14 protein-coding genes are annotated in these 13,731 nt (G+C 61.0%); 7 read left to right on the top strand and 7 right to left on the bottom strand.

The genetic code is table 11. The features are described from left to right. Positions 1-8: 8 nt before the first annotated feature. Genes B0W55_RS10080 through B0W55_RS10065 form a run of 4 tightly spaced genes read right to left on the bottom strand, consistent with a single transcriptional unit; the run spans position 9 to position 4,045 of the window. Positions 9-1,043 (bottom strand): AbrB family transcriptional regulator, encoded by a 1,035-nt coding sequence (locus B0W55_RS10080; protein ID WP_077045854.1) that lies wholly within the window; start codon positions 1,041-1,043, stop codon positions 9-11. Further along, complete coding sequence (locus B0W55_RS10075) at positions 1,036-2,550, bottom strand: tripartite tricarboxylate transporter permease (RefSeq protein ID WP_077045853.1); 1,515 nt, start codon at positions 2,548-2,550, stop codon at positions 1,036-1,038. The genes B0W55_RS10080 and B0W55_RS10075 overlap by 8 nt, the downstream gene beginning before the upstream one ends. Before the next feature lies 1 nt (position 2,551). Then, on the bottom strand, positions 2,552-3,010 hold the full coding sequence (locus B0W55_RS10070) for a tripartite tricarboxylate transporter TctB family protein (RefSeq protein WP_077045852.1): 459 nt from the start codon (positions 3,008-3,010) through the stop codon (positions 2,552-2,554). 57 nt (positions 3,011-3,067) lie between these two features. Then, a complete protein-coding gene (locus tag B0W55_RS10065; RefSeq protein WP_077045851.1) occupies positions 3,068-4,045 on the bottom strand; it encodes a tripartite tricarboxylate transporter substrate binding protein in 978 nt (325 codons plus the stop codon). Positions 4,046-4,433: 388 nt separating this feature from the next. Here B0W55_RS10065 and B0W55_RS10060 point away from each other — a divergent pair, with 388 nt between their 5' ends. Both B0W55_RS10060 and B0W55_RS10055 read left to right on the top strand, forming a co-directional pair. Further along, a complete protein-coding gene (locus B0W55_RS10060; RefSeq protein WP_077045850.1) occupies positions 4,434-5,105 on the top strand; it encodes a response regulator in 672 nt (223 codons plus the stop codon). Next, positions 5,098-6,486 (top strand): sensor histidine kinase, encoded by a 1,389-nt coding sequence (locus B0W55_RS10055; protein WP_077045849.1) that lies wholly within the window; start codon positions 5,098-5,100, stop codon positions 6,484-6,486. The genes B0W55_RS10060 and B0W55_RS10055 overlap by 8 nt, the downstream gene beginning before the upstream one ends. Positions 6,487-6,627: 141 nt before the next feature. Here B0W55_RS10055 and B0W55_RS10050 read toward each other — a convergent pair whose 3' ends face one another. Then, positions 6,628-7,449 (bottom strand): HDOD domain-containing protein, encoded by an 822-nt coding sequence (locus tag B0W55_RS10050; protein ID WP_077045848.1) that lies wholly within the window; start codon positions 7,447-7,449, stop codon positions 6,628-6,630. A 35-nt stretch (positions 7,450-7,484) separates the two neighbouring features. Continuing rightward, a complete protein-coding gene (locus B0W55_RS10045; protein WP_077045847.1) occupies positions 7,485-8,426 on the bottom strand; it encodes a folate-binding protein YgfZ in 942 nt (313 codons plus the stop codon). Positions 8,427-8,575: 149 nt separating this feature from the next. Here B0W55_RS10045 and B0W55_RS10040 point away from each other — a divergent pair, with 149 nt between their 5' ends. Both B0W55_RS10040 and B0W55_RS10035 read left to right on the top strand, forming a co-directional pair. Then, positions 8,576-8,830 carry a succinate dehydrogenase assembly factor 2 gene (locus B0W55_RS10040; protein WP_007898624.1) on the top strand — a complete coding sequence of 85 codons (255 nt, stop codon included), beginning with the start codon at positions 8,576-8,578 and terminating at the stop codon, positions 8,828-8,830. Then, complete coding sequence (locus B0W55_RS10035) at positions 8,814-9,266, top strand: protein YgfX (RefSeq protein ID WP_077045846.1); 453 nt, start codon at positions 8,814-8,816, stop codon at positions 9,264-9,266. The genes B0W55_RS10040 and B0W55_RS10035 overlap by 17 nt, the downstream gene beginning before the upstream one ends. Here B0W55_RS10035 and nadB read toward each other — a convergent pair. Next, positions 9,235-10,851, bottom strand: coding sequence for an L-aspartate oxidase (nadB, locus tag B0W55_RS10030; protein WP_077045845.1), 1,617 nt, complete (start codon positions 10,849-10,851; stop codon positions 9,235-9,237). The genes B0W55_RS10035 and nadB overlap by 32 nt on opposite strands. Positions 10,852-11,409: 558 nt before the next feature. On the opposite strand from nadB, the gene rpoE reads away from it, so the two are divergent. From rpoE to B0W55_RS10015, 3 genes are read left to right on the top strand one after another with little or no spacing between them, the layout of a single operon-like run. Continuing rightward, positions 11,410-11,991, top strand: a complete 582-nt coding sequence (gene rpoE / locus B0W55_RS10025; protein WP_003172477.1) for an RNA polymerase sigma factor RpoE — start codon at positions 11,410-11,412, stop codon at positions 11,989-11,991. Positions 11,992-12,022: 31 nt separating this feature from the next. Further along, a complete protein-coding gene (locus B0W55_RS10020) occupies positions 12,023-12,610 on the top strand; it encodes a sigma-E factor negative regulatory protein (RefSeq protein WP_077045844.1) in 588 nt (195 codons plus the stop codon). An 8-nt stretch (positions 12,611-12,618) separates the two neighbouring features. Continuing rightward, positions 12,619-13,578: a MucB/RseB C-terminal domain-containing protein gene (locus B0W55_RS10015; protein ID WP_077045843.1), complete on the top strand. Its 960-nt coding sequence runs from the start codon at positions 12,619-12,621 to the stop codon at positions 13,576-13,578. Positions 13,579-13,731: the final 153 nt, after the last annotated feature.

Genomic DNA, 13,731 nt, shown 5'->3' with positions numbered 1-13,731 from the left:
CTCGGTCCTTACTCTGGATTTCGGTTCCAGTACTTGAACAACGGCTCCGCCAGGAACAGCACGAACAACAGCCGCATCACCTGCATTGCCGTCACTAGCGGCACCGACAGTTGCAGGGTCTCTGCCGTTAAACTCATCTCCGCAATCCCGCCAGGCATCATGCCCAGGGTCAGCGACCGCAGATCCAGGTGGGTGAGGGCGCTCAAGCCCAGTGCCGCCGCCGTGGCGATCAACATGGTCAACACCGTGCCGATCAAGGTGCGGCCCATGAACGACGGTGCCCGGCGGAAAAACTGCCGGTTGAAGTGACAGCCCAGGCCGCTGCCGATCAGCCACTGGCCGATCTGACTGCCGCCGTTGGGCAAACCGATGTGCAGATCCCAGCCGATGCTCACCGCCGCACTGACCAGCAACGGCCCGAACAGCCAGGGGTTGGGCTGACGCAGGCGCTCCCATATCCAGGCCATCAAAGCGCCTGCGGGAAACAGGACCGCCAGCCAACGCCAATCGATGCTGCCGGCATGGGAGATCGGCGTGCCGTCGCCCAGCAGGTATTTGAACGCTGCCGGCACGCACAGCACCACCACCAGTACCCGCAGGCTCTGGCCGGCAGCCACCCGGCTGAGTACTGCACCATTGCGGGCGCCAAGGTTGACCATCTCCCCGGAACCTCCGGGCATGCTGGAGAAGAATGCCGTGGCGCGATCCTCGCCGGTACGGCGCATCAGCCAGACCCCGACCACCGCCGATAGGCTGGTGACCAGGGCCCCGAAGAAAATCAGACCGAAATGCCCCAGCACCTGCTCCATCACCACTGGGGTGAAGTGCAGGCCGATCCCGATCCCGACCACCCACTGGCCACACTTTCGCCCGCCAGGGATTTCCGCCAATTGCCAGGGTGTCAGGCAGCGCACCAGGATGATCGCCAGCAACGAGCCGACCATCCATGGCAGCGGCCAGCCGATCTGGCTGGCCAGGTAGCCGCCCAGCGCGCCGACCAGCGGCGTGCCCCACCACATTTTGAAAGGTGTTCGATCAGACATCGGCGATGGCGCGCCGGGCAACCGAACGTTTGCGCCAGATACGTATGATCGGCACCAGCAGCATCACCACGGTCAGTACCCAGACACCGAAGGTGATGGGGCTCGACCAGAGGATTTCCAGCGCGCCGTTGGAAATCGACAGTGCGCGACGCAGGTTCTGCTCCATCAGGCCACCGAGGATGAACCCCAGCAGTACCGGCGACAGCGGGAAATCCAGTTTGCGCAGGATGTAACCGAAGATGCCGATGCCCACCATCAGGAACAGGTCGAACGTGGTGGCGTGCACCGCGTAGACACCGATCCCGGTGATGATCGCGATCACCGGCACCAGGGCCCAGTTCGGCACCGAAAGGATGCGGGTGAAAATGCGGATCATCGGAATGTTGAGGATCACCAGCATGATGTTGGCGATGAACAACGAGGCGATCAGCCCCCAGACAATGTCCGGCTGCTGTTGGAACAGCATCGGGCCTGGCGTGATGTTGTACAGCGACAGGGCACCGATCATCACCGCCGTGGTACCCGAACCAGGCACGCCGAGGGTCAGCATCGGCACCAGGGCGCCACAGGCCGAAGCGCCGATGGCGGTTTCCGGTGCCGCCAGGCCGCGCATGTCGCCCTGGCCGAAGGTACCCTTGGCGCCGGCCAGGCGTTTTTCGGTCATGTAGGCCACGGCACTGGCCAGGGTGGCGCCGGCGCCTGGCAGCACGCCCATGATGAAACCGAACACGCCGCAACGGATGTTCACCACGAACACTGCCGACGCTTCCTTGAGGTTGAACATCATGCGCCCGGTGGCCTTCACGGCTTCCTGACCACGATGGGTTTTTTCCAGCAGCAAGAGGATTTCGCTGATCGAAAACAGGCCCAGGACCAGCACCACGAACTGGATGCCGTCGGTCAGGTGAATGTTGTCCCCGGTGAAACGGTACACGCCGCTGTTGGCGTCGATGCCGACGGTGGACAGGAACAGGCCGATCAGCGCGGCGATGAACGTCTTCAAGGGACGGTCACCGGCCATGCCGCCCAGACAGACGATCGCAAACACCATCAATACGAAGTATTCCGCCGGACCGAAGGCAATCGCCCATTTGGCCAGCAGCGGGGCGAACAGCACCATGCCGCAAGTGGCGATGAACGCGCCGATGAACGAGCTCCAGGCCGACAGCGACAGCGCAACACCGGCCAGGCCTTTGCGGGCCATCGGGTAGCCGTCGAGGGTGGTCATCACGGTGGAGGCTTCGCCGGGAATATTCAGCAGGATCGAACTGATCCGGCCGCCGTATTCGCAACCCAGGTACACCGCCGCCAGCAGGATCAGCGCCGATTCCGGTGGCAGGCCCAGGGCGAAGGCGATCGGGATCAGCAATGCCACGCCGTTGATCGGGCCCAGGCCCGGCAACAGGCCGACGACGGTGCCGATGAGGGTGCCGCACAGGGCGGTCACCAGGTTGTACGGGCTCAGCGCGACGCCGAAGCCCTGACCCAAATAGCCAAGCGTATCCATATCAGTTCTCCAGAACGTCGAGCAGGCCCAGGGGCAGCGGCACGTCCATCAACTTGTCGAACAGCAGGTAGAGACCCACCGCCATCAGCGTGGTGACCACGATGCTGGGCAGCCAGCGACCGCCGTACAGACGTGCCATCGGGATGCCGATCAACATGCTGCTGAGGATGAAGCCCAGGGGCTCGAACAGGCCGGCGAAGATCAACAGCAAAACGATGCAGATGCCGATCTTGTTCAGGGTTTCACGGTCCAGCTTCGGGTCGTCTTCGCTGTGCACGATGGGTGTCGGACGAAACACCATGTACAGCAGCGCGCAACCCATCAGGCCGAGCATCAGCAAGGGGAAGGCCCGAGGCCCCACCGGTTCGTAGGAATAATCCGCCTGGTACGGCCAGGCCATCAGCGCCAGGCCGAGGCAGACCAGTAACAGCACCGAAGCAAAAAGACGTTGCAAGAGCATGGCAAACTCCTGGGCCGCGGCCCGCAAAACGGGGCGGCGGCCGCTAGACAGAGACGATCACTGAATCAAGCCGAACTCTTTGGCCAGCACTTTGTAATCCGCGACTTGCTTCTTCACGTAGGTGTCCAGTTCCGGGCCGGTCATGGCGAACGGGAACAGTTCACGCTGATCCCGCAGCTTGGCGAAATCGGGCGAGGCCAGCAGTTTGTCGAAGGAGTCTTTCCACCATGCATAGTCTTCATCGCTGACTTTTGGCCCGAGGTAGAAGCCGCGCACCACCGGCCAGACGATGTCGTAGCCTTGCTCGCGGGCGGTCGGGATGTCTTTCATTTCCGGCTCGTCCAGACGCTTGTCGGAGAACACCGCCAGCAAACGCATGTCGCCACTGAGGATGTGTGGCATGGAGTCGGAGATGTCGGTGCTGCCGACCTGAATGTGGCCACCGAGCAGGGCAGTGGCGATTTCGCCGCCGCCTTCGAGGGCGACGTAGCGCAGGTCGCGAGGGTTGATGCCGGCGGCCTTGGCGATCAGGGCGGTCTGCATCCAGTCCTGGCTGCCGACGGTACCGCCGGAACCGATCACCACTTTGCTCGGATCTTTCTTCAGGGCTTGTACCAGATCGTCCAGGTTCTTGTAGGGCGAATCGCTTTTCACTGCGATGGCGCCGTAACTGGTACCGACGGCGGCCAGCCAGCGCACGTTGGTTTCATCGAACCGGCCAAACTTGCCCTGGGCCAGGTTCAACAGCGAGCCGCTGGACCAGGCCACCAGGGTGCCGGCATCGGCAGGGCGCTGGGCGACCACCGCGTTGTACGCCACCGCGCCGACACCGCCGGGCATGTAGGTCACGCGCATCGGTTTGGTCAGTAACTTTTCATTGACCAGCGCGCTTTGCGCCAGTTTGCACGTCAGGTCGAAACCACCGCCGGGCGAGGCCGGCGCGATGCATTCCGGGCGTTTGGGTTCGGCCATCAATTGACCGGCAAACAGCACGCAACTGGCGGCGAGGGCGAAACGGCGCAGTGATCGATTCATTTTTTTCTCCACAGGAGTTGTTGTTTTTGGGGGAATTTCAGATGCGGCGGTTTCGCTTCGCGCAGCCGATATCGGCGCTGGCGAGCGTAAACGATGAGTAGCGGGAAAGGGGATGGCGCGAGCGAGCATGGCGCTGGGCGGTCAGCATGGCGAAGTACCTCGTTATTGTTCTTATTGGCGAAAACGCATCGAGGCGTTTTTCGGGAGCTACATTTCAAAGCACCTGACGACTACGGTAGAAACCATCAGTGTTCCGACTCTAGCGGTCGAACCTTTCACTAACCTTTCATCGGGCTTTCACGGCTTTTCAGGCTTCACAGCAGCGGATGCCGCTGTAAACTCCGCGCCAAAGAATGGCGTCGACCATCCCTGAATGAGGTAAAGATCCATGCGTGTCCTGCTCGTCGAAGACCATCTGCAGCTCGCCGACAGTGTCGCCCAGGCGCTCAAGAGCACCGGTCTGACCGTGGATGTGCTGCACGACGGCGTGGCGGCCGACCTGGCGCTGGGCAGCGAGGACTACGCCATGGCGATCCTCGATGTCGGCCTGCCGCGCATGGATGGCTTTGAAGTGCTGGCGCGCCTGCGGGCCCGGGGCAAGAACCTGCCGGTGCTGATGCTGACCGCGCGCAGTGACGTCAAGGACCGGGTCCACGGGCTGAACCTCGGCGCCGATGATTACCTGGCCAAGCCTTTCGAGCTCACCGAACTCGAAGCCCGGGTCAAGGCGCTGCTGCGTCGCAGTGTGCTGGGTGGCGAGCGGGTGCAGCGTTGCGGGGTGCTGGCCTATGACCTCGACACCCGGCGCTTTACCCTCGGCGAGGAGCTGCTGACCCTGACCTCCCGCGAACAGGCAGTGCTCGAAGCCCTGATCGCCCGTCCCGGTCGGGTGATGAGCAAGGAGCAACTGGCCTCTCAGGTGTTCGGTCTTGACGAAGAGGCCAGCCCCGACGCGATCGAAATCTACGTGCATCGCCTGCGCAAGAAACTCGACGGGCAACCGGTCGCCATCGTGACCTTTCGCGGTCTGGGCTATTTGCTGGAAAGCCGCGATGCATAAGCCCAGCAGCCTGCGTTGGCGTTTGCTGTGGAACCTGGCGCTGCTGCTGGTGGTGTTGATGCTTGCCAGTGGCTTGAGTGCCTACTGGAACGGTCGCGAAGCCGCCGACACGGCCTATGACCGGACCTTGCTGGCCTCGGCGCGAACCATCGCGGCGGGGGTGTCGCAACGAGATGGCAGCCTCAGCGCCGACGTGCCCTACGTCGCCCTCGATACCTTTGCCTACGACAGCGCCGGGCGGATTTTCTATCTGGTCAACGACATCAATCAGAAGCTGATCTCCGGCTACGAAAACCTGCCACCGCCACCGCCAGGCACGCCACGCACCGATGACTATCCGGCGCTGGCGCGGTTCTACAATGCGACGTATCGCGGGCAAAACGTGCGGGTGGTCAGCCTGCTCAAGCCGGTCAGTGAGCCGAACATGAACGGCATGGCGGAAATCCGTGTGGCGGAAACCGATGAGGCGCGGGTCAGCATGGCCCGCAGCCTGGCGGCGGATACCTTGCTGCGCCTGGGCATGTTGGCGGTGGGCGCGCTGATGATCGTCTGGTTCGCCGTCAGTGCCGCGCTGCGCCCGCTGGAACGCTTGCGCACGGCGGTTGAAGAGCGTCAATCCGACGATCTTCGGCCATTGCCGCTGGTTGAAGTGCAGCGTGAGCTGTGGCCGCTGGTGCGCGCGCTCAATCACTTTACCGAACGGCTTCGCGGGCAGTTCGAGCGTCAGGCCCAGTTCATTGCCGATGCCGCCCATGAACTGCGCACCCCGCTGGCGGCACTCAAGGCGCGGCTGGAGTTGGGCTTGCGCGCAAGCGAGCCACAGGTCTGGCGCGACACCCTGGATACCGCGGCCCAGGGCACCGACCGCCTGACCCATCTGGCCAATCAATTGCTTTCCCTGGCACGGGTCGAGAACGGTGCCCGGGCGATCGCCGAGGGTGGCGCGCAATTGCTGGACCTGAGCCAGCTGGCGCGGGAGTTGGGCATGGCCATGGCGCCGCTGGCCCATAAGCGCGGCGTGGCATTGGCGCTGGAGGCGGATGAGCCGATCTGGCTGCGGGGCGAACCGACCCTGTTGAATGAGCTGTTGAGCAATCTGGTTGACAACGCACTGGCCCACACGCCACCGGGGGGCAATGTGATCCTGCGGGTCTTGGCGCCAGCGGTCCTCGAGGTGGAGGACGACGGGCCGGGCATTCCCCTGGATGAGCGCGACCGGGTGTTCGAGCGGTTTTATCGGCGCAATCAGCAGGTGGCCGGTTCAGGATTGGGCTTGGCGATCGTGGGCGAGATTTGCCGGGCACATCTGGCGCAGATCAGCCTGCACGATGGCGAGCAGGCGGGGTTGAAGGTGCGGGTGAGTTTTATCGCGGGGGAGTGAGGGTTCTGGATACCTGTGGCGAGGGAACTTGCTCCCGTCCGGCTGCGAAGCAGTCGTCATTCAGATCATGCGTTTCATCTGGCCATCGTGGTTCTTGGGCCGCTTCACTGCCCAGTGCGGGCAAGCTCCCTGGCCGCAGGATCAGTAGAACATCGAACGCATTTCTTCCAGATCGGCGCACATCGCTTTGTTGTCCGGATCGATTCCCAGTTTGACAAAGGCCGGCACGCTGAAAGGGTCGATGCGTGAAATCGGGTGGTCGGTGTCTTTGTGGCAGTACAGGCTGGCCACCTGCACCAGGTCGACATAATCGATCTGTGCTGATTGTCGCTTGAAGTCCAGATACAACTGCGGGATTTGCACCAGCATTTCGGGAAATTCCCAGACCCTCAGCAGCTTGTCGCCAAGCAACGGATGAATGCGGTCAATCACGTGATTGAGGCTGACCGGGTCGGACAGCAGTTCATAGTGATCTTCGGCGTAGGTCAGGATCGGCAGCACACCGATCTGATGCACCAGGCCGCCCAGGGCCGCCTGATCAGGCTTGAGTTGGGTGTAGCTGCGGCACAGCGCGTAGCTGACGCCGGCGATTTCCAGGCTTTTGCGCCAGACATCGCGCATTTTCTGTTCAACCACCTCGGAGCTGGCATGGAAAATCTGCTCCATGACCAGGCCAATGGCCAGGTTGCTGCTGTAGTTGATGCCCAGGCGGGTGATGGCCGTGTGCAGGTCGGTCACTTCCTGGGTCGCGCGCAGCAGCGGGCTGTTGACCACCTTGATCAGGCGCGCGGACAACGCCGTATCGCGCCCGATCACCTTGCTCAGGGTACTGATGCTGATGTCCGGATCTTCGGCGACCTTGCGAATCTGCAACGCCACTTCCGGTAATGTCGGCAGAACCAGGTCATCGTTGTCGATGGCCTCAACCAAATCCTGTTGGACCTTTTCCGCCAGCTCAATCATTTAGTTTCTCTAGGTGTCGCAAAAAAGTACCGCGCTTAACGTTGGATCTCGCGGTCGCGGTCCAGTGAGTAAGGCAGCTCGAGCACGTGCAGGGCAGGGCCGTCGGGCGCACCCACATGCAGGTCACCGGCCTCTGCTGCTTCGGCCTGCAATACCGCCAGCAGTTCAATGTTGTTGTCGGCCCGGGCGGCGATCACCACTTCGCCGATCGAACTGGCGTGGCTGGGGGCGAACAGCTGGGTGCCCGGCTCGGGCAGTTCGCCGGCGTCCAGTTGCACGCGATACAGGCGGCGCTTGAGTTTGCCCAGGTACTGCATCCGCGCGACGATTTCCTGGCCGGTGTAGCAGCCTTTCTTGAAGCTCACGCCACCAACGGCTTGCAGATTGAGCATCTGCGGGATGAACAGCTCACGGGTGGCGGGCATCACCTGGCCGATCCCGGCGCGGATCTGGCCCAGCAGCCATTGATTCAGATCACCTTCGGCCAGCAGGGCAGACAGCTTGCCTTTGATGGCGTCGGCTTGATCGGCGGCGACCCACAGTTCGGCGCGATCGGTCGATACGCGAATGGCGATCAAGCCGTCATGGCGCACCACGCAGTCGGTGTCTGCCGGCAGTTCAAGGCCAAGGCTGCTCAGGGCGGCGTCGCCGTGGTCGATGCCGAAGCGGACCCAGGCGGCGCTTTCGTCGGTGAGCTTGGACTTGGAGAACACCGCGTATTTTTTCAGATCCGCCAGTTGAGGTTCCAGCAGCTCGCTGGCCATCGCCAGCAGCACGCCGTCACCTTGCAGCAGGATACGGAAGCTCGATTGCATCCGGCCTTTTTGCGTGCAGCGCGCGCCGAGGCTGGACTGGGTATCGCTCAGGTAGTTGAGGTTGCAGGTCAATTGGCCTTGCAGGAACTTGCCGGCGTCCGCGCCGCGGACTGCCAGGACACCTTCATGAGACAGCGTGCAGAAAAAAGCAGAATCGGCCATGGGTCATCGCAGGGTAAAGAGTCTGGCGGACATGATAAGGGTGTGTCCCTGAAATGGGTAGTTCACAAAGGATCGCCGGTGACCGACCAAAGCCGACTGTTCGACAGGGCACGGGGCTGTATACTTGCGGCCTATTTGAGGAGCGCTCCATGGTCGAAGATGTTGAACTGAACCGCCTCTACTGGCACAGCCGCCGCGGCATGCTTGAGCTTGACGTGTTGCTGGTGCCGTTTGTGAAAGAGGTCTATCCGCACCTCAACGAGGTGGACCGCGCCTGCTACGTCAGGTTGCTCGAATGTGAAGATCAGGACATGTTCGGCTGGTTCATGGAACGCGCCGAGTCGGAAGATCCGGAGCTTCAGCGCATGGTTCGCATGATCCTGGATCGTGTCCAGCCCAAGTAATGCGTTCGAATGCCGCTGGCATGCCTCACGGCAGTTGCTGGCGGTTTATCTGTTGGCCCAGCTGTTCGCGCTGGGTTCGCTGTTTCTACTGTCCATTCCTGCCTGGGCCTGCGCGCTCGGCGTTTTCTGCTGCCTGCTGCATGGCCTTTGGGTGCTGCCGCGGCAGATTTTGCTGACGCACCCGCAGGCGTTTCGCGGCTTGCGCCGCGACGCCGATGGTTGGCAGTTGTGGAGTCCGGCGGGGGGATGGCAAGCGGTGCAGTTGCGCCCGGACAGCCTGGCATTGCCCCTGGTCGTGGTGCTGCGTTTTCGCTTGCGCGGTGAGCGCCGGGTCCGGGCCATTTGCGTGCCCCGGGATGCGCAGGCGGCGGATGTGCATCGACGCCTGCGGGTCCGGCTCAAGTTCAGTCGGCGTAGGTGGGCGGCACCAGAATAGTGTCGAGGGCGACCGGCAGCATGTTCGGGTAGTCGAGGGTGTAATGCAGGCCACGACTTTCCTTGCGCTCCATGGCTGACAGGATCATCAGCTCGGCCACCTGGGCCAGGTTGCGCAGCTCGATCAAATCCCGGCTGACTTTATAATTGCTGTAGAACTCGTCGATCTCGTCGAGCAACAGGCGCACCCGGTGCTGGGCCCGTTGCAGACGCTTGTTGGTGCGCACGATGCCGACGTAGTCCCACATGAAGCGCCGCAGTTCATCCCAGTTGTGCGCGATGATCACGTCCTCATCAGAGTCGGTGACCTGGCTCGCATCCCAGACGGGCAGGGCGGTTGGGGCGTCAACCCGGGGCAACTGCTCCAGGATGTCCGCCGCCGCCGAACGGGCGTATACGAAACATTCCAACAGCGAATTGCTGGCCATGCGATTGGCGCCATGCAGGCCGGTGAAACTGGTTTCGCCGATTGCGTACAGGCCCGGTACATCGGTGCGACCCTGTTGGTCGACCATGACGCCGCCGCAGGTGTAATGCGCCGCGGGAACCACCGGGATCGGCTGCTTGGTGATGTCGATGGAGAATTCCAGGCAGCGCTCGTACACGGTCGGGAAGTGGGTCTTGATGAACGCTTCGGACTTGTGGCTGATGTCCAGATAAACGCAATCGATACCCAGGCGCTTCATCTCATGGTCGATGGCCCGGGCGACGATGTCCCGTGGCGCCAGCTCGGCCCGAGGGTCGAAGCGCTGCATGAAGCGCTCGCCGTTGGGCAGCTTCAGGTGGGCGCCTTCGCCGCGCAGGGCTTCGGTGATCAGGAAACTCTTGGCTTGCGGGTGATACAGGCAGGTGGGGTGGAACTGGTTGAATTCCAGGTTCGCCACCCGGCAACCAGAACGCCACGCCATGGCAATACCGTCGCCACAGGCGCCATCAGGGTTGCTGGTGTAGAGGTATACCTTGGCTGCGCCACCGGAGGCGAGGATCACGAAGCGGGCGCCGTAGGTGTCGACTTCACCCGTGCCGCGATTGAGCACATAAGCGCCCAGGCAGCGATCGCCTTCAAGGCCCAGGCGTTTTTCCGTGATCAGGTCGATCGCTACCCGCTGTTCCAGAAGCTCGATGTTCGGTCGTTGTCGAGCCTGGGTCAGCAGGGTCGTGAAAATGGCTGCGCCAGTGGCGTCGGCGGCATGGATGATGCGTCGATGGCTGTGGCCGCCTTCACGGGTCAGGTGAAATTCGAATCCGCCATCTTCGGTGCCGGATTGTTCATCGCGGGTAAACGGCACGCCCTGGTCGATGAGCCATTGGATGGCTTCCTTGCTGTGCTCGACCGTGAAACGTACGGCATCTTCATGGCACAGGCCGCCGCCAGCATTGAGCGTGTCGTCGACGTGGGATTCGACAGTGTCCGTATCGTCCAGAACGGCAGCGACACCCCCCTGGGCCCAGAAGGTCGAGCCATTGGCAAGGTCGCCTTTGCTCAGTACGGCGATGCGCAAATGACCGGGCAAGGTCAGCGAAAGGCTCAAACCGGCAGCGCCGCTGCCAATTACCAGAACATCGTGTTGAAACTGTTGGCTCATTTCAGGATTCCGCTCAAAGCGACCCGGGTCGGGGGAGGCGCTGGACAACTGGACATGCGAGTCAGGTTTGCACACAGCCCACTAGTATATAGAGGGGGGGAGCGGCACAATAGCCGTGCCTACATGGCATTGTGAAACTACAGTGACGGAAAAAACCTGTCGCTTCGTCGGATGTTTTTTTCGCCTGTTTGGCGTCATGCCGACTGTATCGTGGATTTAACAGTCTTTTTCTCTTCACAGTTGCACAATGTCACTGTCACGCAGCTATAAATATTTGGAACTTTTGCCAAAGGCCCAAGATCAATAGACGGTTGCCTGAATCAAGGGACAGTGTCGGGGTCGCGAAGGATCTGTGGTTGGATTCTTGCCTGCGAAACCGATGACAAGATTATTTCGCGCAGCCGAGGTATCTCGCGCTGCGCTTTTCGTGCGTGCCGGATCAGAGCCCGCAGGAAACTTGCCTGGAGGGGGAGAACTTTTGCGAAAAGCCCGAGTCTATGTTTGCAAGTCCGGTCGTTTAGTAATGCAAGCCTCCTCCGAGCTTATCGAGGAGTGTTCATGCTAACCCAGGAAGAGGATCAGCAACTGGTCGAACGCGTTCAACGCGGCGACAAGCGTGCTTTCGATCTGCTAGTGCTGAAATACCAGCACAAAATTCTCGGGTTGATCGTGCGTTTCGTGCACGACACCCATGAAGCCCAGGATGTGGCGCAAGAAGCCTTTATCAAGGCGTACCGCGCCCTTGGAAATTTTCGCGGAGACAGCGCGTTTTATACGTGGCTTTACCGCATCGCCATCAACACGGCGAAAAACTATCTGGTTTCACGCGGCCGCCGGCCGCCGGATAGCGATGTCAGTTCCGAGGATGCAGAGTTCTACGATGGCGATCACGGCCTCAAGGATCTCGAGTCGCCAGAACGGGCTTTGCTGCGGGATGAGATCGAAGGCACCGTCCATCGAACCATTCAGCAATTACCTGAAGATTTGCGTACGGCTTTAACTTTACGTGAGTTCGATGGTCTGAGTTACGAGGACATTGCGAGCGTCATGCAGTGTCCGGTGGGCACCGTGCGCTCCCGGATTTTCCGCGCCCGGGAGGCCATCGATAAAGCCCTGCAGCCGTTGTTGCAGGAAAACTAATGACAGCGGCGACAGCCAAGAGAGGAACGCCATGAGTCGTGAAGCCCTGCAGGAATCGCTGTCCGCAGTGATGGATAACGAAGCGGACGAATTGGAATTGCGTCGGGTACTCAGTGCCTGCGACGATGTTGAAACACGTGAAACCTGGGCTCGTTATCAGATCGCTCGGGCAGCGATGCACAAGGATCTGCTGCTTCCACGCCTGGATATCGCAGCGGCTGTTTCCGCAGCCCTGGCTGACGAAAGCGTGCCGGCAAAAGCTACCCGTGGTCCATGGCGCAGCCTGGGCCGTCTGGCCGTCGCTGCCTCGGTAACCGTTGCCGTATTGGCAGGTGTTCGTCTATACAACCAGGACGAAATCGCCGGAGTTGAACTGGCGCAGCAGTCCAGCCAACAGAATCTGGCCGCTCCTCAAGTCAAGGGTCCGGCTGTACTGGCAGGCTACAGCGAGAGTTCGGACGCCACCGGCCCTATGGCCAACGGCGTATTGCAAGGTCAGCCAGGCTGGCACGATCAGCGTCTGCCAAGCTACTTGCGTCAGCACGCCCAACAGGCTGCATTGAAAGGTACCGAGAGCGCTCTGCCTTACGCGCGTGCAGCAAGCCTGGAAAACCGTTAAGGAGGATCATGCGCGCCATACCTCTACTTCCGTTCCTGCTTGGTGGCTGGTTTGTTGTGCCAGCCCATGCCGATGAAGCCCAGGACTGGTTGACCCGTCTTGGTCAGGCCGAGCAGCAGCAGAGCTTTTCCGGTACTTTTGTTTACGAACGTAATGGTAGTTTTTCTACCCATAACATCTGGCACCGCGTCCAGGATGGCAAGGTCCGCGAGCGTTTACTTCAGCTCGACGGCTCGGCGCAGGAAGTCGTACGCATTGATGGGCATACTCAATGCGTCAGCGGCACCCTGATTGCGGGGCTCGGGGACTCGCCAAATTCCGCAGCACGTGCACTCGATCCACAAAAACTCAAGAATTGGTATGACATTGCCGTCGTCGGCAAGTCGCGTGTGGCCGGGCGTGCGGCAGTAATAGTGTCGCTGACGCCTCGCGATCAGCACCGTTACGGGTTTGAACTGCATCTGGACAAGGAAACCGGTTTGCCACTCAAATCGTTGCTGCTTGACGATAAAAGTCGCTTGTTGGAGCGCTTCCAGTTCACGCACCTCGATACCGCCGTTGCGCCTTCTGACAGCGACTTGCAGGCTGGTGCAGATTGCAAGACGGTGAATCTGGAGGGTGACAAGGCTTCTGCCGTCAAGGCTGCGCAAGTCTGGCATTCAGACTGGCTCCCTCCTGGTTTCGAGCTGACCAGCAGTACAGCGCGCAAGGATCCAGAGACCAAAACCCAGGTCAACAGCCTGATGTACGATGACGGCCTGGCACGCTTTTCGGTCTTTCTCGAGCCATTGAATGGCGCGACAGTCACCGATACTCGCACTCAGCTTGGTCCAACCATCGCGGTTTCCCGCCGCTTGACCACTCCCCAAGGCGAAATGATGGTAACCGTGGTAGGTGAAATCCCGGTCGGCACTGCTGAGCGGATTGCCTTGTCCATGCGCACTGATGCTGCTGTCTCCAAGCAGTGAGCCGAGATTGAAATGTTTCGCGAACATTTCAACTTGCAATTTCAAGTGAATTTTTTTTAAGTCAGAGCCCCTCGGCTCTGGCCTTGTTTGTTGTTCCCGGAACAAAAATACCGGCGTATCTTTCCGGTGTTACTTGATCCATATCGCTTAACC

This window comes from Pseudomonas sp. KK4, from assembly GCF_001984065.1.
GTDB lineage: Bacteria > Pseudomonadota > Gammaproteobacteria > Pseudomonadales > Pseudomonadaceae > Aquipseudomonas.
This window is presented reverse-complemented; position numbering and strand designations above follow the sequence as displayed.

Coding starts and splice junctions, on each gene's coding strand:
- B0W55_RS10020 (WP_077045844.1), top strand. CDS start 12,023: ATGAGTCGTGAAGCCCTGCAGGAATCGCTGTCCGCAGTGATGGATAAC.
- rpoE (WP_003172477.1), top strand. CDS start 11,410: ATGCTAACCCAGGAAGAGGATCAGCAACTGGTCGAACGCGTTCAACGC.
- nadB (WP_077045845.1), bottom strand. CDS start 10,851: ATGAGCCAACAGTTTCAACACGATGTTCTGGTAATTGGCAGCGGCGCT.
- B0W55_RS10080 (WP_077045854.1), bottom strand. CDS start 1,043: ATGTCTGATCGAACACCTTTCAAAATGTGGTGGGGCACGCCGCTGGTC.
- B0W55_RS10050 (WP_077045848.1), bottom strand. CDS start 7,449: ATGATTGAGCTGGCGGAAAAGGTCCAACAGGATTTGGTTGAGGCCATC.
- B0W55_RS10055 (WP_077045849.1), top strand. CDS start 5,098: ATGCATAAGCCCAGCAGCCTGCGTTGGCGTTTGCTGTGGAACCTGGCG.
- B0W55_RS10070 (WP_077045852.1), bottom strand. CDS start 3,010: ATGCTCTTGCAACGTCTTTTTGCTTCGGTGCTGTTACTGGTCTGCCTC.
- B0W55_RS10015 (WP_077045843.1), top strand. CDS start 12,619: ATGCGCGCCATACCTCTACTTCCGTTCCTGCTTGGTGGCTGGTTTGTT.
- B0W55_RS10045 (WP_077045847.1), bottom strand. CDS start 8,426: ATGGCCGATTCTGCTTTTTTCTGCACGCTGTCTCATGAAGGTGTCCTG.
- B0W55_RS10065 (WP_077045851.1), bottom strand. CDS start 4,045: ATGAATCGATCACTGCGCCGTTTCGCCCTCGCCGCCAGTTGCGTGCTG.
- B0W55_RS10075 (WP_077045853.1), bottom strand. CDS start 2,550: ATGGATACGCTTGGCTATTTGGGTCAGGGCTTCGGCGTCGCGCTGAGC.
- B0W55_RS10060 (WP_077045850.1), top strand. CDS start 4,434: ATGCGTGTCCTGCTCGTCGAAGACCATCTGCAGCTCGCCGACAGTGTC.
- B0W55_RS10040 (WP_007898624.1), top strand. CDS start 8,576: ATGGTCGAAGATGTTGAACTGAACCGCCTCTACTGGCACAGCCGCCGC.